20 protein-coding genes are annotated in these 22978 nt (G+C 61.4%); 10 read left to right on the top strand and 10 right to left on the bottom strand.

Annotation, left to right across the window (positions count from 1 at the left end; genetic code table 11):
• Positions 1-212: 212 nt before the first annotated feature.
• Positions 213-1091 (bottom strand): 5'/3'-nucleotidase SurE, encoded by an 879-nt coding sequence (surE, locus tag BUB62_RS13990; RefSeq protein WP_084539073.1) that lies wholly within the window; start codon positions 1089-1091, stop codon positions 213-215.
• A gap of 208 nt (positions 1092-1299) precedes the next feature.
• Between surE and BUB62_RS13985 the strand changes: the two genes are divergently transcribed.
• The 4 genes from BUB62_RS13985 to BUB62_RS13970 all read left to right on the top strand — a co-directional run bounded on the left by BUB62_RS13985 (position 1300) and on the right by BUB62_RS13970 (position 5624).
• Positions 1300-1734 carry a DoxX family protein gene (locus BUB62_RS13985; RefSeq protein ID WP_073111087.1) on the top strand — a complete coding sequence of 145 codons (435 nt, stop codon included), beginning with the start codon at positions 1300-1302 and terminating at the stop codon, positions 1732-1734.
• 134 nt (positions 1735-1868) lie between these two features.
• Entirely contained in the window at positions 1869-3602 is a 1734-nt protein-coding gene (locus BUB62_RS13980; protein WP_073111085.1) for a M14 family metallopeptidase, read from the top strand.
• A 186-nt stretch (positions 3603-3788) separates the two neighbouring features.
• Positions 3789-4682: an ABC transporter ATP-binding protein gene (locus BUB62_RS13975; protein ID WP_073111084.1), complete on the top strand. Its 894-nt coding sequence runs from the start codon at positions 3789-3791 to the stop codon at positions 4680-4682.
• Between the two features lie 180 nt (positions 4683-4862).
• Positions 4863-5624 carry a hypothetical protein gene (locus tag BUB62_RS13970; protein ID WP_073111082.1) on the top strand — a complete coding sequence of 254 codons (762 nt, stop codon included), beginning with the start codon at positions 4863-4865 and terminating at the stop codon, positions 5622-5624.
• A gap of 268 nt (positions 5625-5892) precedes the next feature.
• Here BUB62_RS13970 and BUB62_RS13965 read toward each other — a convergent pair whose 3' ends face one another.
• The gene (locus BUB62_RS13965) at positions 5893-6678 is read right to left on the bottom strand and encodes a hypothetical protein (protein ID WP_073111080.1); all 786 of its coding nucleotides are present in this window, start codon (positions 6676-6678) and stop codon (positions 5893-5895) included.
• A 185-nt stretch (positions 6679-6863) separates the two neighbouring features.
• Between BUB62_RS13965 and treF the strand changes: the two genes are divergently transcribed.
• The 3 genes from treF to BUB62_RS13950 all read left to right on the top strand — a co-directional run bounded on the left by treF (position 6864) and on the right by BUB62_RS13950 (position 9616).
• Positions 6864-8498: an alpha,alpha-trehalase TreF gene (gene treF / locus BUB62_RS13960; protein ID WP_262490513.1), complete on the top strand. Its 1635-nt coding sequence runs from the start codon at positions 6864-6866 to the stop codon at positions 8496-8498.
• A gap of 67 nt (positions 8499-8565) precedes the next feature.
• Positions 8566-9150, top strand: coding sequence for a Crp/Fnr family transcriptional regulator (locus BUB62_RS13955; protein WP_073111402.1), 585 nt, complete (start codon positions 8566-8568; stop codon positions 9148-9150).
• 91 nt (positions 9151-9241) lie between these two features.
• Positions 9242-9616, top strand: a complete 375-nt coding sequence (locus BUB62_RS13950) for a DUF4260 domain-containing protein (protein ID WP_073111075.1) — start codon at positions 9242-9244, stop codon at positions 9614-9616.
• A 32-nt stretch (positions 9617-9648) separates the two neighbouring features.
• Here the strand turns inward: BUB62_RS13950 and BUB62_RS13945 are convergent, their stop codons facing one another.
• The 7 genes from BUB62_RS13945 to BUB62_RS13915 all read right to left on the bottom strand — a co-directional run bounded on the left by BUB62_RS13945 (position 9649) and on the right by BUB62_RS13915 (position 18595).
• Positions 9649-10578, bottom strand: a complete 930-nt coding sequence (locus BUB62_RS13945) for a YitT family protein (protein ID WP_394333427.1) — start codon at positions 10576-10578, stop codon at positions 9649-9651.
• A 157-nt stretch (positions 10579-10735) separates the two neighbouring features.
• A complete protein-coding gene (locus tag BUB62_RS13940) occupies positions 10736-11983 on the bottom strand; it encodes a bifunctional 3,4-dihydroxy-2-butanone-4-phosphate synthase/GTP cyclohydrolase II (protein ID WP_073111074.1) in 1248 nt (415 codons plus the stop codon).
• 250 nt (positions 11984-12233) lie between these two features.
• Positions 12234-13403, bottom strand: coding sequence for a glycosyltransferase (locus BUB62_RS13935; protein WP_073111072.1), 1170 nt, complete (start codon positions 13401-13403; stop codon positions 12234-12236).
• Between the two features lie 13 nt (positions 13404-13416).
• Positions 13417-14634 (bottom strand): glycosyltransferase family 4 protein, encoded by a 1218-nt coding sequence (locus BUB62_RS13930; protein ID WP_143164183.1) that lies wholly within the window; start codon positions 14632-14634, stop codon positions 13417-13419.
• A gap of 89 nt (positions 14635-14723) precedes the next feature.
• Positions 14724-15797 (bottom strand): potassium channel family protein, encoded by a 1074-nt coding sequence (locus BUB62_RS13925; RefSeq protein WP_234988727.1) that lies wholly within the window; start codon positions 15795-15797, stop codon positions 14724-14726.
• Positions 15798-15982: 185 nt separating this feature from the next.
• On the bottom strand, positions 15983-18067 hold the full coding sequence (gene dnaG, locus BUB62_RS13920) for a DNA primase (protein WP_073111068.1): 2085 nt from the start codon (positions 18065-18067) through the stop codon (positions 15983-15985).
• A 162-nt stretch (positions 18068-18229) separates the two neighbouring features.
• Positions 18230-18595: an endonuclease domain-containing protein gene (locus BUB62_RS13915; RefSeq protein ID WP_073111066.1), complete on the bottom strand. Its 366-nt coding sequence runs from the start codon at positions 18593-18595 to the stop codon at positions 18230-18232.
• Positions 18596-18851: 256 nt separating this feature from the next.
• On the opposite strand from BUB62_RS13915, the gene BUB62_RS13910 reads away from it, so the two are divergent.
• The gene (locus BUB62_RS13910) at positions 18852-19958 is read left to right on the top strand and encodes an Mrp/NBP35 family ATP-binding protein (RefSeq protein WP_073111064.1); all 1107 of its coding nucleotides are present in this window, start codon (positions 18852-18854) and stop codon (positions 19956-19958) included.
• Positions 19959-19999: 41 nt separating this feature from the next.
• Positions 20000-20299: a NifU family protein gene (locus BUB62_RS13905; RefSeq protein WP_073111062.1), complete on the top strand. Its 300-nt coding sequence runs from the start codon at positions 20000-20002 to the stop codon at positions 20297-20299.
• Between the two features lie 238 nt (positions 20300-20537).
• Here BUB62_RS13905 and BUB62_RS19080 read toward each other — a convergent pair whose 3' ends face one another.
• Positions 20538-21293, bottom strand: coding sequence for a hypothetical protein (locus BUB62_RS19080; protein ID WP_143164182.1), 756 nt, complete (start codon positions 21291-21293; stop codon positions 20538-20540).
• A 251-nt stretch (positions 21294-21544) separates the two neighbouring features.
• On the opposite strand from BUB62_RS19080, the gene fahA reads away from it, so the two are divergent.
• Positions 21545-22828, top strand: coding sequence for a fumarylacetoacetase (fahA, locus tag BUB62_RS13900; RefSeq protein WP_073111060.1), 1284 nt, complete (start codon positions 21545-21547; stop codon positions 22826-22828).
• The last annotated feature ends 150 nt before the right edge of the window (positions 22829-22978 follow it).

The raw sequence follows: 22978 nt of genomic DNA, 5'->3' as shown, positions 1-22978 counted from the left end.
GGGGAGCAGCAAGGAAAAGGAGGAAAAGGGCCTGAGCAGCCAGGAAACAGTACTGGGCTTGAAGCATATATTGAAACGGGTACTGCTGAGCTTGTCGAAGCATCTCTCCCGCTTCGTTGTACCCCTCCCCAAAAGGGAGGGGCTTAGGTTACCGTTGCAACGAAGCGGGAGAGATGCTTCGACAAGCTCAGCAGGACAAATGCCGCCCAAGCTTATTTCTTGACGGCTTTTTTCCGTTTCTGGCCCAGTGGCTTATCGGTAGCGGTTTCCTCGTGCACCGGGTTGGTGGCGGGCTTGCGGCCGGCCAGATCCAGGGTCCAGCTTTCGTTCATTTCGGCTAGGCCGTGCAGGGCCGTTAGGTCGAACTGGCAGGGCACGATCGAAATGTAGTTGTTGGCCAGCGCCACCTCGTCGGTGTCTTCGCCCTGGTCCTCGTTCACGAAGTTGCCGATCAGCCAGTAGTACGGGCGCTGGTGCGGGTCGTAGCGCAGGTCGAAATTCTCCTGCCACTTGGCTCGGGCCTGCCGGCACAGGCGCGCCCCTTTTATCGGGTGGGCCGATTTCTTGGGAATGTTGACGTTCAGGGCTGTACCGGCCGGAATGCCGTTTTTCAGGGCCTGGCGCGTGAGGTGCTCAATCCACTCTTCGGTGTGCGAGAAATCGGCCAGGTGGCCGTAGTCGCAGAGCGAGAAGCCGATGGCGGGCAGCCCCTCGATGGCCGCCTCGATGGCCGCCGACATGGTGCCCGAGTACAGCACGTTCACCGACGAGTTGGACCCATGATTGATGCCCGACACCACGATATCGGGGCGGCGGTCTTTGAGCACAAAATGCTTGGCCAGCTTCACGCAGTCGGCGGGCGTGCCGCTGCACTCGTAGGCCTCAATGCCCTCGAAGATAGTGCTGGGGTCGAGGCGCAAGGATGAGCCGATGGTGATGGCGTGGCCCATGCCCGACTGGGGCGAGTTGGGCGCTACCACCACCACCTCGCCGATGCGCCGCATCACGCGCACGAGCGTGGCAATGCCGGGGGCCGTGATGCCGTCGTCGTTGGAAATCAGAATCAGCGGTTTACGGGGTTTGGCAGCCACGGCAGCGGGGGTTTAGGTGAACAGCAACGGCCTAAAGGTACGCAAGCCGGGCGCTTACGACGGCCGCAGGCCGCCACTGAGCTACGGAATAATTGTCGCTCAACATATAGTGCTGCAATCCGCGTTATTTCCTGTACTTTGGTGGCGGCGGGGATATTACTATACCCGGATTCATCTTCTCTCAGCACTCAACCGGGCTCTTTTCTGTATGACTCTGTTTGAAAACCGCTACCGCACGCACGACCTCGGCCTGCTGCTGTTGCGCATCGGTATCGGCGTGATGTTCACCATTCATGGCTACCCTAAGCTGATGGGCGGCCCTGAACAGTGGACGCAGGTGGGCGGCGCCATGAAAGCCATCGGCCTGAACTTCGCCCCGGCCTTTTGGGGCTTTATGGCGGCCGTTGCCGAGGCCGTGGGCGGCCAGCTGCTGGCGCTAGGGCTGTTTTTTCGCGTAGCCTGCGGGTTGCTGCTCAGCACCATGCTCATGGCCACCATCATGCATCTGACCAACGGCGACGACTTCGGCTCCTACTCCCACGCGCTGGAATCGGCCATTCTGTTTCTGGGTCTGCTGCTCATCGGCCCCGGCCGCCTCAGCCTCGACCAGGTGCTGTTTCCGCCCCGCCGCCGGCTTTATTAAGGAAATTCTGAATTCTGAATGTTGAATTATGAATTGAAAATCTGAACCGGCAGCCCCTATCACGGCTCGTTGGCTGGTTTTGAGCCCGTTCAGTATCGATTCAGAATTCCTAATTTATAATTCAGAATTAAAACATGTTTTCATTTCTGCTTTCAGCGCTGCTGCTGGCCGCGCCCGCGCCCAAAGACGACTGGCGCACGCCCTTTGAGAAGGGCAACGGCAACACTACGGCCACCTACGCCGAGTGCCTGGCCTACTACCGGAAGCTGGATGCGTCATACCCCGAAATAACGATGCGCGCGGCCGGCCCCACCGACTGCGGCGAGCCCCTGCACGAAGTCATCGTGTCGTTGGATGGCGACGCGGAGCCGGCCTCGGTGCGCGGCAAAAACCGCCGCGTGGTGTTCATTCAAAACGGCATTCATCCCGGCGAGCCGGAGGGCATTGATGCCTGCATGGCCCTGGTGCGCGACTACGTGCAGAAAAAGGAGCTGCGCCGCCAGCTCGAAAACGTGACGCTGGTCGTGATACCGGCTTACAATGTGGATGGCATGCTCAGCCGCAACAGCACCACTCGCGCCAACCAGAACGGCCCCGAGGAGTACGGCTTTCGCGGCAACGCCCGCAACCTCGACCTGAACCGCGACTACCTCAAGCAGGACTCGCGCAATGCCCGCAGCTTCGCCCAGCTGTTTCAGCGCTGGCAGCCCGATGTGTTCGTGGATACGCACACTTCCGATGGCGCTGATTATCAATATACCATGACGCTCATTGCCACGCAGAAAGACAAGCTGCACCCGGTGCTGGGCCAGTATCTGCAGCAAAGCCTGCTGCCCGCGCTGTACGACGGCATGGCCCGGCGCAAAACCATCATGACGCCCTACGTGGATTTTGAGGGCCGCACGCCCGATGCCCGCGGCCTGGTGGGCTTTCTGGAAACGCCGCGCTACGCCACCGGCTACACCACCTTGTTCAATACCATCGGCGTTATCACCGAAACCCACATGCTGAAAGCCTACGCGCCGCGGGTGCGGGCCCAGTATGACTTTTTGGATTTGATGGTGCGCACCGTGCACGCCCAGGCCGCCGTGCTGGCCCAGGCCCGCGCCACCGCCCAGGCCCAACTGCGCACCCAAACCACCTTCCCGCTGGCCTGGCGGCTGGACACCACGCAGGCCGAAAAAATAACTTTTCGGGGCTACGAGGGCCGCCTGCAGCCCAGCGCCGTGAGCGGGCAGCCGCGCCTTTTTTATGACCGCACCAAGCCCTACACGCGCTCCGTGCCTTACTATAACACGTTCCGGCCCTCGGTGAGCGTGACGCGGCCCGCGGCCTATATCATTCCGCAGGCCTGGGGCGAGGTGTTGGAGCGCCTGCGCCTCTCGGGCGTGCAGCTCCGCACGCTCACTCAGGATACTACCCTCACCGCCGAAACCTACTACATTGCCGACTACAAAACCGGCCCGCGCCCCTACGAGGGCCACTACGTGCACACGGCCGTGGAGCTGCGCACCGAGCAGCAGCCCCGCACCTTTCGCGCCGGCGACTTTGTGGCTACCACCCAACAGCCCGCCGCGCGCTACCTTATAGAAGCGCTGGAGCCCCAAGCCACCGACTCATTCTTCGCTTGGGGCTTTTTCGACAGCATCTTGCAGCAAAAGGAGTACTTCTCGGACTATGTGTTCGAGGATATTGCCACCGAGCTGCTGCGCCAGGACCCGGCCCTGCGGGCGCGCTTGGAAAAGCTGAAGGCGCAGAATGCCGTATTTGCCCAAAGCGGCGCGGCCCAACTGGATTGGGTGTACCGCCAGTCACCGCATTACGAAAAGTCGCACCTGCGCTATCCGATAGCGAGGGTGATTGACTAAACGCTGTCATTGCGAGCAACGCGAAGCAATCCGTCCTCTGAAATGTAAAAAGCCCTGTTGACCCACTACGCCCTCGCATGAGCTAACGTCAGGGCTTTGTGAGTTAACAGGGCTTTCTTTGTTGCCCAGGACGGATTGCTTCGCGTTGCTCGCAATGACAGGCTTCCTACTCTTCATAATTCCCAGATGATTCTCGAACTCGATAATCTTTCCAAGAGCTACGGCGGCACGCAGGCGCTGCGCGGGCTTACGCTGCAGATTGAGGCCGGCAGCGTGTATGGACTGCTGGGGCCGAATGGCAGCGGCAAAACCACCACGCTGGGCTTGGCGCTGGGCGTGCTGCAGGCCAGCGGCGGCGCGGTACGCTGGTTCGGGCAGCCGCTTTCCTCGCAGAGCAAGCGGCGCGTGGGCGCTCTACTCGAAACGCCCAACTTTTTCCCCTACCTCTCGGCCCGCCAGAACCTGCTGCTGGCCGCCGACGTCAAGCACGCTGACCCGGCCTCCGTGGATACAGCGCTGGCGCTGGTGAACCTCAAAGACCGTCAGCATGATGCTTTCCGGAGCTTTTCACTGGGTATGAAGCAGCGGCTGGCCCTAGCCTCTACCCTGCTCGGCAACCCCGAAGTGCTGGTGCTCGACGAGCCCACCAACGGCCTCGACCCCCAAGGCATTGCCGAGGTGCGCGAGCTGATTCAGCGGCTGGCGGCCGAGGGCAAAACCATCATCATCGCCAGCCATCTGCTCGATGAGATTGAGAAAGTCTGCACCCACGTGGCGGTGCTGCAGCGCGGCGAGCTGCGCGTGGCCGGCCCCGTAAGCAGCATTCTGGCCGCCACCGACCGGGTGGCCGTGCGCGTAGCCCCCGACGTGCCGCCCGCCGCCCTGCTGCAAGCCCTGAGCCAACTCGCATGGGTGTCGGATGTGAAGGCCGAGCCCGCCGGCACCATCAGCGCCGTACTGGCCCCCGGCCACTCCCCCGCCGACCTAAACCGGGCTCTGTTCGCGCAGGGCATCATTCTGGCTGGCCTGGAGCTGCGCCACCGCACCCTGGAAGCACAGTTTCTGGAGCTGACTAAATAAGGCAGATGGTGTATTCACTCAGTCTGTCATTTTGAGCAGAGCGAAGGACCTTATGAGATAAGAACGAGTCGTTATTACGATTATCGTTCTGACGTGATAAGGTCCTTCGCAGGCTCAGGATGACAGACGAGTTCAACAACTTCACAACTTCACCCTTTCACAACTTCACCTTCCCCCAAAATGCTGCGTGCTGAGCTTCGTAAAATTCTGCCTTACCGCACGGTCTGGTTCATCCTGCTGCTATATGCGGCGCTGCTGGCGCTGTTCGTGTCGGTGGGTAGCGGCGTGGTGATAAATGGGCAGCCGGTGGGCAACACGCTGTATGCCTTTCCGGAGCTGTGGCACAAGCTGAGCTACGTGGCCAGCTACTTCAACCTTCTGCTGGGCATCCTGCTCATCATCCTGATTACCGATGAATTCCAGTTCCGCACCTTCCGCCAGCAGGTTATTGATGGCAGCTCGGTGGCGGCGCTGGTGCAGGGCAAGCTGGCCGTTTCAGCGCTTTTAGCAGCTTTCGGGGTACTGACGGTGCTGGCGGTTGGGTTATTTTTCGGCCTCACCCGGTCGCCGGCCTCGGCGGGGCAGGCCGGGCAGCAGCTGGGCGCGGTGCTGCTGTATGGGGCGCAGGCGCTGGGCTACCTGGCCCTGGCGGCGCTGCTGGCTTTTCTGCTGCGCAAAAGCGGGCCGGCCATTCTGGCTTTCATGCTGTATGCCTGGGTGGTGGAGCCGCTGAGCCGCCTGCTCGTGCCCGACGAAATTGACCGCTACTTCCCCACCAAAGTCTTTTCCGCCCTCACTCCCACGCCCGGCCAGGAGCTGCTCGATACCGTAACGGGCCCGTCCAGCGCCTTGCTGCCCACCCAGGCGCTGCCGCTGGCCCTGGCGTACGCGGCGCTGTTTTGGCTGCTGAGCTACCTGCTTCTGCGTAACCGGGATTTGTAGGGAAGCGCTGCTCATAGATTTTTGTAAACGCAGCGCCCATCAGCCGCAGAGCGGTGACAGGTTTGTAGTAATCCAGTTGTCGGAAAACCCAAAGCCGCGTAGCGGTGACAGAAACGCTCGAACGACTCTGTCACCGCTACGCGGCTTTGTCATGCAATGATCCAAACCCTCTACAAACCTGTCACCGCGATGCGGCTACTCGGACAATTTGGTGCTCCGGGCATCCGTTTCTACCGACATGCCGCCCCGCCGGGGCTGACAAACTCAACTACTTCTGAGCCTGCAGGTAATTAGCGTAGTTCACAATAAAAGCCAGGTCGCGGGGCTCGGTGAAGCTGAGCTTGTTTTCCTTGGCGTATTGCTCCAGCTGCCGGGCCTGGGGCCGGAAGAGGGCCAGCAAGTCTTTTTTGGGGTTGCGCAGCGGCACCACGGTGCCCTTGGGCGTGCCGAGGTAAAACTTGTCCTGAATTTCGGTGTAGGAGCCCGCGTAGCGTGGCACACCGCCGAGGCCGCCCCCGTAACCATACGGCCCCGGCGCGTAGTTCAGGGGGCGCTCCACCAGAATTTCGCGGCGCAGCAGCACCTGCGGGCCCCGGCTGAGCTGCTCAAAAAACGCCGGCGACTTGAAGTCGCTGTAGTCGTTGTCGTGGTTCCAGCGGTATGTGCGGTACACGCGCACTAGGCTGGTATCCACCCGCTCGCGGCGCTGGCGGGGCATCAGGCCGTTGTAGTAGGGGTTGCCGTAGTAGTAGCCCTGGCGGGCATCGTAGAAGTCATCGTACGAATTGCGGCGCTGCTCTTTTTCACCTTTCACGGCGAAGCTTTGCACGGCTACGGCCGAAAGCGTGCTCACCGTATTGTCGGGTAGGGTGATGAGCACCACGTCTTCGCTGTGGTGCAGCGCCAGGGGGCCCTGCAAAGTGTCGCCGCTGGCCAGCAGTACGGTGCTGCCGGCAAACTGCTGCACGTAGGAAGTGCGCTGGGCGCGGGCAGGGCCGGCCAGCGTCAGGCAGCCGGCGAGCAGCGGAAGAAAGGCAAGGCGGAGCGTTTTCATAGCCGGAGAAAGATAGCCGAAAAAAGTGCGGCCGCTACTGCGGAGCCGGCGTTTTTCGGGCACCGGCCCGCCACGGGCTGCTTCTGCCAGAACCCGCGAACTGGGGCCGGGGTTCACGAAAAGTCGGCAGCTTCGGCAGCGGCCCGCGCGGCCCAGACGCATTTGCTCCGGCCAGCGCGGCAACTTTGCGCCCGGCCCGGCGCGTAACGAATTTTCGCGCTACTATTACTCGTTCCTTTCAACTTCTTCTTATGCGAAATCTGCTCCTGTTGTGGCTGGGGATTCTGGGTTGGCAAGCGGCGGCGCAGGCGCAGCCCACGCCCCGGCAGCTTTACCCCGGCCTGTTTGAGGCCGTGCAGCTGGGCCGCGTGTTTGCTGATAATAAGACCTTCGTGGACATGGTGCCGCTGGCCAGCCCGGCCCGCATCGTGGCCGACTACGAGCAGCAGCGCCGGCAGCCGGGCTTCGATCTGGGCCGCTTCACCAAAGCCCGCTTCCGCCTGCCCGTGGCCGATACCGCCACGTACCGCAGCAACGTGGCCGCCGGTTTGCGGGCCCACCTCGATACGCTCTGGCGCGTGCTGGAGCGCCGCCCGCCCGATTCGGTGGCGCGGTACTCGTCGTTGCTGCCGCTGCCCCGGCCCTACCTGGTGCCGGGCGGACGGTTTCGGGAGGTGTACTACTGGGATTCGTATTTCACGATGCTGGGCCTGCGCGAAGCCCGCCGTCCGGCCCTGCTGCGCAGCATGACCGACAATTTTGCGTTCCTGCTCACCCGCTACGGCTTCATTCCGAACGGCAACCGTACTTACTACCTCACCCGCTCGCAGCCGCCCTTCTTTGCCCTTATGGTGCAGCTGCTGGCCCAGGAGCAGGGCGACTCGGTGCTGCGGCGCTACCAACCGGCATTGCTGCGCGAATATGCCTACTGGATGGCCGGGGCCGACTCCCTGGCCCCCGGTGCCGCCACCCGCCGCGTGGTGCGCCTGCCCGGCGGCGAGCTGCTGAACCGCTACTGGGACACCAGCACCGAGCCCCGCGAAGAGTCGTACGCCGAAGATGTGGCCGCCGCCCGGGGCCACGCCAACCCCGCCCTACTCTACCGCAACATCCGGGCGGCGGCGGCTTCCGGCTGGGATTTCAGCACCCGCTGGTTCGGGCCGGCCGGCACGCTGGCTTCCATCCGCACCACCGAGCTGGTGCCCGTCGATCTGAACTGCCTGCTGCTCACGCTGGAGCAAACCCTGGCCCGTGCCTACACCGCCCAGCAGCAGCCCGCCGCGGCCCGCACCTGGCAGCTGAAGGCCGACAAGCGCCAAGCCGCCATCCGCCGCTACTGCTGGAACGAAACCGCCGGCTGGTACACCGATTATGACCTGCCCCAGCGCCGCCCGGCTGCCATCCGCACGCTGGCAGGCGTGTTTCCGCTGGCTTTCGGCGTAGCTACTCCGGCACAGGCCAAACGGGTTGCCGCCGGCCTGAAAGCTGATTTTCTGAAGGATGGCGGCCTCATCACGACTCTCAATGCCAGCGGCCAGCAGTGGGATGCGCCCAATGCCTGGGCCCCGCTGCAGTATCTGGCCATTCAGGGCCTCGCCCGCTACCAGCACCAGGTCCTGGCCGATACCATCGCCCACCGCTGGGTGCGCCTGAATACGCGCGTGTTTCGGCAAACCGGCAAGCTGCTGGAAAAATACAACGTGCAGAACACGAGCCTGCCCGCCGGTGGCGGCGAATATCCGCTGCAGGATGGCTTCGGCTGGACCAACGGCGTGCTGCTGTATCTGCTGAACCACGAAACCCGCCCGGTCCGGAGATAACCCGGCCCGATACTCTGGTTTTCCCTTGGCGGAGGGCTTTCCGGCCCGTTTTCCCGCCCTGCGGCCTATGCACCCACTTCGCGCCTATCTGCTCCGCTTTGTGCCCACGCTCACCGCGGCCGAGTGGGACCTGCTGGCTCTGGCCCTGCGCCCGCGCCGGCTGGCCAAAGGGGAGCATTTTGTACAAGCCGGCGAAACCTGCTCCGAGGTGGCCCTGCTCCTGCACGGGGCCTGCCGCCTCTATTATCCCCGCCCCGATGGCGAGGAGCGCACCACGTATTTCTTCTTTGAAAACCACCTGTTGGCCGATTACGCCGGCTGCCTTACCGGCCAGCCCAGCCGGCTCAGCATTCAGGCCCTCGCCGACACTGAGTTGGTGGTGTTCGACTACGCCGTGCTGCGTCGCCTCTACGACGAGGTGCCGGCCTACGAGCGGTTTGGCCGCCGCCTGGCCGAATACCACCTGCTGGGCACCGATGACCGCCTGACGGAACTGCTGCTGCTTTCACCCGAGGAGCGGTATCGGGCCCTGCTGGCCAGTGGCAAAACCAAGATTCTGGAGCGGGTGCCCCAGCACTTGGTAGCCAATTACATGGGCATCACGCCCGTGTCCTTGAGCCGCATCCGGGCCCGGGTGCGCCGGAGTGGGTAGGCGCGTTTCTTAGCGTTTGTTATCGTTGGGCGGCAGCTGAGGGGCAGACCTTTGAGGAGTTAATTCCTGTTCGCCTCAACGCCCTTACGCCATGAAAATTCTGCTCAAATCCGAAGACCTGGCCGAGCTGCTGCTGGCCCTGTTGGTTTTCAGCCGCCTGCCCTACGCCTGGTGGGTGCTGCCTGCCCTGTTCCTGCTGCCCGACCTGAGTATGCTGGGCTACCTGGCCGGCCCGCGCGCGGGCGCTTTCTGTTATAATCTAGCTCATAACAAGGTGGCTGCCCTGGCGCTGGGTGTGGCCGGGTGGTGGCTGGCGCAGCCCACGTTGCTGCTGGCCGGCTGCGTGCTGCTGTTTCATCTTGCCTTCGACCGGCTGCTGGGCTACGGGCTGAAGTATGGCACCAGCTTCCACGATACCCACCTGGGCCGCGTGGGGAAAGAAAAATCGGGGCCGGTGGCGGCGTAGCCTTGCCATACTGCCAATGCCCCAGCGCGGCGCTAGTGCAGCGGCCGGCGCTTGAGCATGCCGCCCACGGCATCATCCACGCGGTGCTGCACGATGAAAGCGCGCGGGTCGAGGCGGTTTACTTCTTCCCGCAGCCGGGGCAGCTCCAGCCGCGTCACGACGGTGAAAACAATGTCCATCTGCTCCTGCTCGCCGCGCCGGCCGTAGCCGCTTTCGCCCTTGTAGATAGTGACGCCCCCGCCCAGCCACCGCGTGATAACGTGCCGGATATCTTCGCTACGCCTGGAAATGATGGTAACGCCCGTGTATTGCTCGATGCCCGTGAGAATAAAATCGAGGGTTTTGGAAGCGGCCACGTACGTCAGGATGGAGTAGAGCGCCTCCGTAACGCCCAGCACAAACGCCGCCACTCCGAAAATAACGATGTTGAGCAGCAGCACCACATCACTTACTTTGAGCAGGGAGCTACGCCGGCTGATGAGCAGGGCTACGATTTCGGTGCCGTCGAGCACGGCCCCGCCGCGCATGGCCAGCCCGATGCCCGCTCCGATGAAAACGCCGCCAAACACGGCCGTAATCAGCAGATCGGGCGTTACATCCGGGTAGGGCACCACTACCAGGCACAGGGCCAGCCCGGCAATGGCCGCCGCGCTTTTCAGAGCAAACCGCAGCCCGATCTGCCGATAGCCCAGCAGCAGAAATGGCAGATTAATCAGCAGAATGCCCCAGGCCAGCGGAAACTGCAGCCCCGCCGCCAGCAGCATCGACACGCCCGTGGCCCCGCCATCAATGAAATGGCTCGAGAGCAGAAAACCCTTCAGCCCCATGCCCGCGCTGAGAATGCCGGCCACGATGAGCGCCACGTTTTTAACGCCATCGAGCATGGCTTTCGCCGGCTCCAGGGAGGGCAGCGCCCCATCCGGGGCGTTGGCTTTCGACCGTTGGCGGAGCTTTCTGAGCATGATAATCTGGGGCAAGAGCATTGGCAGGAATTGCAGCGCGAAGTGGAGCCCTGTTGTACGGGTACAACAACTTCAGCGGCGACGCCCCCAACAAAAACGCCCCGCACGATGTCGTGCGGGGCGTTAGAAAAAGCGGGCGTTGGGGAAGGGGCTGCTCCTACCCCACTGATACCGCCGCGTCCGGGTCGGCGTGGGCGGTGCGGTCTTTGGTGAGGATGGTGTGGCCCAGCTTGTCGCGCTTGGTGGCCAGGTAGCTCTCGTTGTGCTTGTTGGGTACAATTTCGATGGGCACCGTGTCCACGATTTCGAGGCCGTAGCCGACCAGGCCGGTGCGCTTGCGGGGGTTGTTGGTGAGCAGGCGCATCTTGGAGATACCCAGGTCGCGCAGAATCTGCGCGCCCACGCCGTAGTCGCGCTCATCCATGCCGAAGCCCAGCTCGATGTTGGCTTCCACCGTGTCGCGGCCGTTTTCCTGGAGCTTGTAGGCCCGCAGCTTGTTCAGCAGGCCAATGCCGCGGCCTTCCTGGTTCATATACACCACCACGCCGCGGCCTTCGCGCTCAATCTGCTCCATGGCCTGGTGCAGCTGGGGGCCGCAGTCGCAGCGGCAGGAGCCGAAGATGTCGCCGGTGACGCAGGAGCTGTGCACGCGCACCAGCACGGGCTCGTCGCCGCTGATGTCGCCTTTCACCAGGGCCAGGTGCTGGGCGTTGGTGGAGCGCTGGGTGAAGGCAAACAGCTCGAAGTCGCCGTGGGCGGTGGGCATCTGCACCGAGATGTCGCGGGTGATGAGGCTTTCCTTCTGCAGGCGGTATTTGATCAGGTCCTGCACCGAAATCAGCTTCAGGTCCCACTTTTTGGCCACCAATTCCAGATCAGGCAGGCGGGCCATTTCGCCGTCTTCTTTCAGAATCTCAACCAGCACGCCGGCCGGCTCGAACCCGGCCAGGCGGGCCAGATCGACGGCCGCCTCGGTGTGACCGGCGCGGCGCAGCACGCCTTCCTTGCGGGCTTTCAGCGGGAAGATGTGGCCCGGCTTGCCCAGCTCCTCGGGCTTGGTTTCGGGGTCGATGAGAGCCAGAATGGTTTTGGAGCGGTCGGAGGCCGAAATGCCGGTGGTCACGCCGTTCTTGAGCAAATCGATGCTCACAGTGAAGGGCGTGGCGTGCAGAGCCGTGTTGCGGCCTACCATCAATTCCAGCCCCAGCTCCTCGCAGCGGGCCTCAGTGATGGGCGCGCATACCAGCCCGCGGCCGTGGGTGGCCATGAAGTTGATAACCTCGGGCGTGGCGCAGCGGGCGGCGCAGATAAAGTCGCCCTCATTCTCGCGGTCCTCATCATCAACAACGATTACAACTTTGCCCGCCCGGATATCGGCAATGGCGTCTTCAATGGAATCAAGCATGGGAAGTGGGGAGCGGGTGGAATAACGGGGGCTCCGGCAATACAACCGGCAACGGCGGGGCGAAGTTACGGGGTATCGGCGGGCTTTGCGGCGTGGGGATGCGGAAACGGAGCCGTTTGGTTGGATTAACCCCCAGCCCTGTCATCCTGAGCTTGCGAAGGACCTTATCATGCCAGAACAAGTCGTCGTTCCGCCTGTCGTTCTTATTCTGTAAGGTCCTTCGCTTTGCTCAGGATGACAGGGCCGGAAGTTACTCCTCAAATAACACTTCCAGCTTGCGCGTGGCGGCGGCCCAGTTGTACTGCTGCCGCACAAACTCCTGCCCTCTCGCGGCCAGTGCCTCGGCCAGCGGCGCTTCGGCCAGTAGGCGCGTGATATGGGCGGCCAGCTCGGCGGCGGTTTCGCCAACCAGCAAATCCTGGCCGGGCGTGCCGCGCAGGGCGTTGTTGGCCAGCGGCGTCGTCACGCAGGGCAGGCGCATGGCCATGGCTTCGAGAAGCTTGTTTTGCAGGCCCGTGCCCACGCGCATGGGGGCCACAAATACCCGCGCCGACGCATACGCATCCCGAATATCGGGCAGCCAGCCGCTGATGCTGACGTGCGGCGAGGCCAGCGCCAGCACCCGCGGGGCGGGCGTGGTGCCCGCAATGAGCAGCCGGGCCGCGGGGTGGGCCTGCTGCACCAACGGCAGGATTTCGGTGGCCAGAAACACGGCCGCATCCACGTTGGGGTGGTAGCTCATGTTGCCGCAAAATACAATATCGTGCTCCTTGGGCCGGACGGTGGGCTGGAAGAAATCGGTATCAATGCCATTGAGCACGACGTGGATCTGCTGGCGCTGCGGATGGTTAATGAGCTGGCGGTCCTGGTCGGAAATGATGGAGTGGTGCTGAAACCAGCCAAACGCCTCGGCCTCGTAGGCCAGCAGGCGGCGGGCTTCCAGGGCCATGACGGGGCGCTGCCAGGCGGGCGCATTGCCGGCCCGCCGGGCCATGCCGGCCGAAAACACGTCCATGTAGTCCAGCGTCATGGGGTAGCGGCCGGCGTGGGGGCGCAGGTATTCGGCCATCCGAATGAGCTGGCAGTAAATGTGCCGGGGCTGAAACTCGCGCAGCAGCGCATCGAGGCGGCGCTGAGCGGCGCTGTCGTAGAAGTAGCCCACCTGCAGCGGGCGGCCGGTGGCCAGGGCGCGGGCCATATTGGCGGCAATGCCGGGCTTGTGCAGCGTATGCACGTGCAGGCCACCCCGGCACAGCGGGCGCACGGCAGCTTCGGCCTCGGGCGTCACGGCCTCATCGGTGAGGGCCAGCAGGCAGATTTCGTGGTGGCGGGCCAGGTAGCGGAGCTGGTGGTAAGCCCGCAGCTTGTCGCCTTTATCGAGCGGAAACGGGAACCGGGACAGCAGAACGAGCAGCTTCATGGGCGGGGCAGACTTACGCGGTTTGCACGCGGCGGCCCACCACGCTGTACAGGTCCAGGAAGCTTTCCACCACGCGGCCGTTGTCGTAGAGGCGGGCAATGGTGCGGGCGGCCTCCTGCCCGATGGCCGCGTGGCCCAGCTCGCCGCGGTAGTAGCTGCCCAGGCGGCGCACCCACTCCGAGGGCTCGTCGCAGAGCACGATGTCGTGACCGTTGCGCACAAAAATACCCTCCGAGCCCAGCCCCGTGCTGATGATGCACTTGCCCAGGGCCATGCCCTCAATGATTTTGATGCGCATGCCCCCGCCCGAGAGCAGCGGCACCAGCATCACCTCATACTGCTGCATAAATGCCGACGCCGATGCTACAAAGCCGTGCACGAACACATTTTTCAGCGTCAGATTCTGAAACCGGGCCGGCATGTTTTTGCCCGCAATGTGCAGCTCCAGCTCGGGCATCTGGGCGTGCGCCTGGGGCCATACTTCGCGCAGCAGCCAGTCGAGCCCTTCCTGGTTGGGCAGCCAGTCGAGCGAGCCGATCATGAACAGCGTGCGGGGCTTGGGCCGGATGGCCGCATCCACCTGGAAGCGGCTCATATCGACGCCGGCGGGCACGAACACCACCGGCTCGGGCGCGCCCAGGGCCCGCAGGCGGCGCTGGTCGGGCTCGGTGATGGCGGCCACCGCATCGAACCGGCACAGATATTCTTCCTCAAACTTCTTCAGCCGCCGCGCCATGTGGCCCAGATAAACGCGCTTCAGCGGGTTCATTTCGCGCTCGGCCAGCATCTGCCAGATGGTGTGCTCTAGGTTGTGCGCCCGCAGCACCACTGGCACCGCGGGGGCCACGCGCTTCACCACGTCCACGTACCACGCCACAAACGTGCCCTCGATCTGCACCACATCAAACGACTCATTTTGCAGCAGTTCCGTGAGGCGCGCGGCCACGGCCGGGCTCACGAAGCGCTCCACATTGTAGGGCAGGGAGCTGGTGAGCAGGTTTTTGAGCGCCCGCCCCGGCGAAAGGCTGGTATCGACGGGCACCGTGACCAGGCGCACGCCTTCCAGGTGGGCCAGCGCGTCGTCGTCTTGGAAGTGCTTGGGCGTGTTGATGGCCAGCACTGTAACGGCGTGGCCCTGCCGGGCCAGCCCGGCGGCCACGTCGTGCATGGCAATGGCCCCGCCGTCGTGGGGCGGAAACGGGACGCGGGGACAGACTTGGAGAATGCGCACGGGAAGCGGAAAGGAAGCCGGTTTTTAGGGGCTGCAAAGCTACGCAGAAAGGCTATGCGTTGGCGCGGCCGGCCGCATTTTGGCCCTCATCAGCCCCGGTTCCGGTACTGCGGATTCATATTCTTGAACTGCAGCACCAGGGCTTTCACCTGCTCATCGGTGCCCAGCACCAGCAGAATATCGCCGGGGCCGGGGCGGGTGTCGGCGTTGGGGCTCACCACAAATTCGCCGGCATTCAGCTTGAGTCCGATAACGGTGGCGCCGGTGCGGGAGCGGATATCCAGCTCCCGGATGCTCATGCCCTGCCACTCGCTGCGCAGGTCGCGGTAGCTCAACTCTTCCAGGCGCAGCTTATTGGGGCCCAGGCCATTAATCATTTCCAGAAAGCGAATCACTTCAGGGCGCATCACCAGGTTGGCCATGTGCGAGCCCCCGATTTCGTCGGGCATCACCACCGAGTCGGCACCGGCGCGCAGCAGCTTGCTTTCGGAAGTTTTGAGACTGGCGCGGGCAATGATTTTGAGGCTCGGGTTCAGCTCGCGGGCCGTAAGGGCCACAAACACGTTGTCGGCGTCTTTGGGCAGGGCCGTGATGAGGGCGCGGGCCCGCTCCACGCCGGCGGCGCGCAGGGTTTCGTCGGTGGTAGCATCGCCGAACACGGCGAAAATCGTGCTGCCGTCCTCGTCCACCTCATCGCGCAGCAGGTCCGGGCTTTGCTCAATCACCACCACGCGGGCCCCGTTGGCGCGCAGCTCGTGGTAGGCCTTGCGCCCGTTGCGGCCAAACCCGCAGACGATAACATGGTTGGAAAAGCCGCGGATTTCGTGGTCAGATTTAAACATCTTGAAAATGGTGCGCAGCTCGCCGTCGAAGATATAGGTAGTCAGCACCGACACGAGGTAGGCGATGACCAGCAAGTTGAAGAAGATGTAGATGGAAACAAACAGCCGCCCCGCCGCCGACATGGGGTGCAGCTCGCCAAACCCGACCGTGGACACGGTAATCATGGTCATGTACACGGCATCGAGCAGGCTGTAGTCTTCGATGACCATGAAGCCCAGAATGCCCGCCCCGAAGCTGACTCCGGCCAGCACCAGCGCCAGCACAAACCGGTTCAGGTTGGCCCGCTTCCAGAGCGCAAGGAGGTTGTTATGGGAGGTCATGGAATGGTGAAACTGCCTGTCATTGCGAGGACGAAGGACGAAGCAATCCGTCCTGAGCAACAAAGTAAGCCTTGTTAGCCTACAAAGCCCTGACGTAAGCCTGCGCCGGGGCTTTGTGGGTCAACAAGGCTTTCTACGTTTCAGAGGACGGATTGCTTCGCTTTGCTCGCAATGACAGGCGCAAGCTACATGGCGCCGCGCGGAATGACGGTGCCGAGCAGGTCGCCGAGGCGGTTGTCCATCTCCTTGAGCAGCTTGATGTTGCCCAGGGTTTCGAGCATCGTCAATTCATCCATCGGGTGGCGCAGGGCGTCGAGCTGGATAGCCAGCTCGCGCTGCACGTTCACTTTGTTGAGGCGCAGAATGGCGTTGTCGCAGGCTTGCTGGAGCTGGTCCAGCTCGCGGGGCACGTAGATCTGGTGGGTGCTCCAGTTCGGGCTCAGGTCATACTTTTCGGTGGCCAAATCACTCACCACGGCGCGGATATCGGCGCGGCTGTGCTGGATCAGGTTGCGCACTTCAGGCCAGCGGCCCTGCTCCATTTCCTGGCGGCACAGGTGCATCAGGTCGGCGTAGAGCGGGGTGCGCAGGGGCGTTTCTTCCAGCTGCCCGAAGATGTACTGGGCCACGGCAATTTCCTCCGTGAGCGGCTGGGCGGCATACAGGACCAGCAGCCGCACGATTTCCCGCTCGCACACCTGCACCAGGTCCGGCACCGGCTCCATGTCGTCGTCGGCCGGGGCGGTGATGGTGCCACCGCCCATGGTGGCAAAATTCTCGGGCATAGCGCCGTACATGGCCATTTCCGCCTCTTCCTCCGGGCTCATGGAGGGCGCGGGCACCCGCGGCGCGGCCGCAGGCTGGCCATTCGACCAGGTGCTGTTGCCGCCGTTGTGGCTGCCCGCGCCCGCACCGCCGCCCGAGGTAGGCGCCTTCTGGGTAGCGGTTTTGACCAGCTTGTTATACTCCGTAATGAGCACCTGCTCGTCGATGCCGAACGCGCCCGAGGTCTGCTGCAGAAACACCTGGCGCTTGATCGGGTCGGGCACTTTGGCAATGCTCTGCAGCACGTCGCGGATGGCTTCGGCCTTCTTTACCGGATCCTGAGCGGCTTCCTTGGCCACCACAGCCGTTTTGAAGCTGATGAAGTCCTGGCTGGCGCTTTCCAGGTGCTCCTTGAAGCGCTGGTCGCCCACTTTGCGGATGTAGCTGTCGGGGTCGTCGCCGTCGGGAAAGAGCACCACGCGCACGTTCAGGCCGCCTTCGAGCAGCATATCTATGCCGCGCAGCGAGGCCCGGATGCCGGCCGCGTCGCCGTCGTAGAGCACCGTCACGTTTTCCGAATAGCGCCCGATAAGCCGGATCTGGCTTTCGGTGAGCGAAGTGCCCGACGAGGCCACCACGTTTTTGATGCCGCCCTGATACAGGCTCAGCACGTCGAGGTAGCCCTCCACGAGGTAGCACACTTCCTCCGAGCGGATGGCCTGCCGGGCCTGGTAGAGCCCGTACAGCACATCCGACTTGTGGTAGATGTCCGACTCGGGCGAGTTCAAATACTTGGCGGTCTTGTCGTTGGCCTTGAGCGTGCGGGCCCCGAAGCCGATAACCCGGCCCGACACGTTGTGAATTGGGAACATGACGCGGCCCCGGAACCGGTCGTAGCGGCGGCCGGAGTCCTTGCCCTGCTCATCCTCGCGGATGATGGTGAGGCCGGTTTTTTCGAGGTACTTGGCCTGAAATCCTTCCTTCTGCGCCGATTTCAGCAGGTCGTCCCAGGCGTCGAGTGAGTAGCCTAGCTCGAAGGTCTGGATGGTACTCTGGTTCAGTCCCCGCTGGCGCAGGTAGCTCAGCCCGATGCTCTGCCCTTCCTCGCTCTCCAGCAGCAGCCGGTGGTAGTGGTCCTTGGCCCAGTTCGACACGATAAACTGGGAGTCCTTCTCATTCTGCGCCAGCTGCTGCTCGGGCGTCTTCTCCTCCTCCTGAATCTCGACCCCGTACTTTTTGGCCAGATACTTCAGGGCCTCCACGTAGCTGCTGCCCTCAATATCCATGATGAACTGCACCACCCCGCCGGCCTTGCCGCAGCCGAAGCACTTGTACAGCCCCTTGGCCGGCGCCACGGAGAAAGACGGCGACTTTTCGTGGTGAAACGGGCAGCAGGCCCACATATTATGGCCCTTTTTCTTCAGGCTCACGAAATCACCCACCACCTCCACGATGTCGGCGAGGTGAATGATCTGGTCAATGGTTTCTTTGGGGATGCGGGCCAAGGTGTGCGGGCAACGGGTGGTGAAGGTTCGGGCTTACGAAGGTACGAGGTTGTGATGGGGAGAAGCTAGGATTTAGGAGTTAGAAGCTAAGGCTAAGCTCCCCTCCTTTTTTCAAGGAGGGGTTGGGGGTGGTTCACTCGTTGCAGTCGTCAGAACAAACCATCAGGACCGAAACGCCTGCCGGATGCCCTCCAACACAAATTTCAGCTGCTCAAATACCCGCTTATTCTCGAACCGCACCACCCGGATACCGACACTCTGCAGATAGTTTGCACGCTCCAGGTCACTGGCTTCGCCGGAAACCGTGTAGTGCCCTTGGCCGTCCAGCTCCACGGCCAGCCTTTCACCAGGGCAGTAGAAATCCAGGATGTAGCTTCCAATACTATGCTGGCGGCGAAACTTGCGGCCGTCCAGCTGGCTGTTTTGCAGAGCCCGCCAGAGGGTGGCTTCGGCAGGCGTGAGGTTGGCGCGGAGGTCGTGGCGCGCGGCTTTCAGCTCGGAGCGGTTGTGGCGGGAGGTGGTTTTCATCTTGGTTAAAACTAACGACTGCAACGATAGTGGGCGTTTAGGCTAGTTTGTTCTGACGACTGCAACGATTGAACCACGCCTAGCCTACGCACCACGGCCTGGATGTTTCGTTCAACGCCGGAACCACCCCCAACCCCTCCTTGAAAAAAGGAGGGGAGCTTAGCCCTAGCTTTAGCTTCCCTCCCGCCCTACAACCTCCGCCCGCATTTCCGGGTTATCTTTGTGCTTCGAATCCGCACTTCCCGACCGATTTATAATGGCAACCATCACCAAAGAAGCCGTCCTCAAAGCCCTGAGCTACGTGGAGGAGCCCGATCTGGGCAAGGACCTCGTCACGCTCAACATGATTGAGGACGTGCACATCGACGGCAACACCGTATCTTTTTCCGTCATCCTGACCACGCCGGCCTGCCCGCTCAAAGAGCTGATTCACAACGCCTGCGTGCGCGCCATTCATACGATGGTGGACAAGGACGCGGAGGTGAAGGTGAACCTGACCTCGCGCGTGACTACCGCCCGGGCCGCCAACTCGGCTGTGCTCAATGGCGTCAAAAACATCATTGCCGTGGCTTCCGGCAAGGGCGGCGTGGGCAAAAGCACCGTTACGGCCAACCTGGCCATTGCCCTGGCCAACAGCGGCGCCAAAGTCGGCCTGATCGACGCCGACATTTCCGGGCCGAGCATGCCGGTCATGTTCGGCGTCGAAAACGAGAAGCCCTACGTGTACCAGGCCCCCGACGGCAAAAACCTGATTCAGCCCATCGTCAAGTTCGGCGTGCGCATCATGAGCATCGGCTTCCTGGCCCCGCCCGACAGCGCCATCGTGTGGCGCGGCCCAATGGCTTCGTCGGCGCTGAAGCAGTTCATCACGGAGGTAGAATGGGGTGACCTGGACTACCTGCTCATCGACATGCCCCCCGGAACATCCGACATCCACCTCACCCTGGTGCAGACGCTGCCCGTCACGGGGGCCATCATCGTGACTACGCCGCAGAAAGTAGCCCTGGCCGATGCGCAGAAAGGCCTGCAGATGTTCCGCCAGCCCCAGATCAACGTGCCGGTGCTGGGCGTGGTGGAGAACATGGCCTGGTTTACGCCCGCCGAGCTGCCCGACAACAAGTACTTCATCTTCGGCGAAGGCGGCGGCAAAGCCCTAGCCGACAAGCACGAGGTGCCGCTGCTGGGCCATATCCCGCTGGTGCAGAGCATCCGCGAAAACGGCGACCAGGGCACGCCGGCCATTCTGCAGCCCGGCACCGCCGCCGGAGCCGTATTTGAGCAGCTGGCCGAGGAAGTGGCCCGGCAGATTTCCATCCGCAATGCCGTAGCGCCCCGCACGCAGGTGGTGGAGATGAACCGCTAACTTTCCCGAACTTCGCCTTGCCTTCGCTAGTTACTTCCCATATGACTTCTCCTACCGCCGCCGTCGAAAATCACCCGCTGCTGCCCCGCGTGGAGCAGGCCCTGGATACCATCCGGCCCTACCTGGCCGCCGACGGCGGCAACGTGCGCGTGCTCACCATCACCGACGATATGGTGCTGCACCTGGAGCTGCTCGGGGCCTGCGGCACCTGCCCCATGTCACCGATGACGCTGAAAGCCGGCGTGGAGGAATCGGTGAAAAAGGCCGTGCCGGAAATCCGGTCGGTGGTGGCTATTAATCTGACGCCGATGGAGGAGCAGCCGGCCGGGCAGGTTAGGTGATTTTTGGTTATTTGTTTTTTTGGAAGGGCCGGCTGTTGTAGTTGGCCCTTTTTATTTATAAGTTTATGATAACAGCCGAATGAGACTAGCTAAATCTTCTATAAAGGCTCAGGGCTTTACGTTTAGGCAGAAAATAGAAGCACAAAAGCCGATATCATTGCTAAAATTCAATTGAAAAACTATTTTTTATTATTTTCACTTCAATCCTCATGATGCATAATTCTTACTATCAACATCCCTATTTTGTTTTCAATCGATAATTCCAACTTCTGTTTATATATCCTTTACTTTCAAATTTTTCATGCTTCCGTTCGGACACTTCATTTGAAGAGAAGTCATATTCAGTTATTTCATTGGTTATTTTTTTTTCTTTAATTCCAAATTCTTCTGAAACAAATTTATTTAACAATTTGTCTTTTGAAATCAAATTCATATTTCTATTAACCGCAATTGAAGCAATTAATAAGTCATTCCAGCAATTTCTAAAATCATCTTTCAGAGAATGGTTTAACAGAAACTTGCTTAACAACTCTAGAGCTAAGTCAACATCTATTTGTTCAAGAGCAATACAATTCAAGCTGCAGGCTATTAAAAAATTATATTTAGAATATATATCTTTAAAATCTTCTTTTGCCAGGAAATTTATTGAAGATTTTAAAAGTTCGTTTTGTTTATTATTAATTACCTGCTGAATAGAAAGATTATTATACAAATTATAACTAGGGAAGTCATTATTAAATTCGAAAGTTACATAATCAGACAGTCTTTTGTTGAATGCTCTATTTTTATGAAATTTTGAAAGCGAAATGCCAAAGCGAAAATTTAATCCATTGTTCAAAGGTATGTAATACTTAGCTGAATTTGTGTTAATTTTCTCAATATTTTTTAAAAACTCAAGAGCATTAATAGAACTAATGTTCTTGCTTTGAATATCAATATGATATTTCGGATTTTTAAACTTATAATATAAAATATTTGTGTCGATGATTTCCATATTTGAGTATTTTCACTAGGGCTTTAGGAATTGTCGGTAACATCTGTATGGCCGTAACTCTGCCATTTCCCACCCGCGGCAATCATATCAACGGCAACCAACTTGCCGCAACTGAGCCCCAAGCTACCGTAGCAGCAATCCGTGGCCAAAGAGGCGGCTCAAGGTAGAAACTTCGGGCAGATTTCTCCTAACCAGCGCGCCGATTCCCCCACTCGTTTACCTTTGCCCCTCCTCCACCCCAACCACGCCCGATGCCCAACCCGAACAACCCCGCGCTACGCTCCTGGATCGACATTCCCGCCGGCCACGATTTCCCGATTCAGAACCTGCCCTTCGGCATCTTCGAAACCCCGGAGCGCGGCCCCCGCGTGGGCGTGGCCATCGGCGACTACGTGCTGGATCTGTACGCGGTGAGCCAGTTCGGCTTCTTCGAGGACCTCGACATTCCGACCCAGCCCAAGGTGTTCCGGCGGCCCTCGCTCAATGCCTTTATCCGCCTGGGCCGGCCCACCTGGCGGGCCGTGCGCCTGCGCGTATCGGAGCTGCTGCGCCACGACAACGTGGCCCTGCGCGACAACGAGGAGGCCATGCACACCTGCCTCGTGCGCCAGAGCGAGGTGACGATGCGCCGCCCCGTGAAGCCGGCCAACTACACCGACTTCTACTCCAGCATCGAGCACGCCACCAACGTGGGCATCATGTTCCGCGACCCGGCCAACGCGCTGCTGCCCAACTGGCGGCATATTCCCATCGGCTACCACGGCCGGGCCAGCAGCATCGTGGTATCGGGCACTGCTATCCGGCGGCCCAACGGCCAGCGCAAGGCCCCGGATGCCGCCGCGCCCACCTTCGGCCCCTCCCAGCAGCTTGACTTTGAGCTGGAAGTCGCCTTCGTGGGCGGCAAGGATACCGAGCTGGGCCACCCCGTGCCGCTGCAATACGCCGAGGAGCACATCTTCGGGCTGGTGCTGTTCAACGACTGGAGCGCCCGCGACATTCAGAGCTGGGAATACGTGCCGCTGGGGCCGTTTCTGGGCAAGAGCTTCGGCAGCAGCGTGTCGCCGTGGGTGGTGATGCTCGATGCGCTGGAGCCCTTCCGCGTGGCCGGCCCCGAGCAGGAGCCCGAGCCGCTGCTCTACCTGCGCCAGTCCGGCGAGCACAACTTCGACATTAATCTGGAAGTGACCATTCAGCCCGCCGACGGCCCCGAAACCACGGTCTGCCGCTCCAATTTCCGGTATATGTACTGGAGCATGGCCCAGCAGCTCACCCACCAGACCAGCAACGGCTGCAACCTGCAGGCCGGCGACCTGTACGCCAGCGGCACCATCAGCGGCCACACCCCCGACTCGTTCGGCTCGATGCTGGAGCTGGCCTGGAAAGGCACCAAACCGCTGCACCTGGCCAACGGCGCGGAGCGCAAGTTTCTGGCCGATGGCGACACGGTAACCATGCGCGGCTACTGCGAAAACGAGGGCCTGCGCCTGGGCTTCGGCGAGGTGCGCGGCACAGTTTTGCCAGCGAACCTACTGTAGCAAAGCCGCTTGCTTTGAAACACTGAACGCCGCCCTGTTTATCAGGGCGGCGTTCAGTGTTTGGACGAAAAGATAAGAAGGCAGTTGAGTTCATCGAACGGTGTAGAGACGCATACTTGCGTCTCGTCGGCCGCGCCATTCGACGGGCTA

Source organism: Hymenobacter daecheongensis DSM 21074 (genome assembly GCF_900141805.1).
Classification (GTDB): domain Bacteria; phylum Bacteroidota; class Bacteroidia; order Cytophagales; family Hymenobacteraceae; genus Hymenobacter; species Hymenobacter daecheongensis.
Note: the sequence above shows the minus strand (reverse complement) of the source record. Positions and strands in the feature narration are given on the sequence as shown.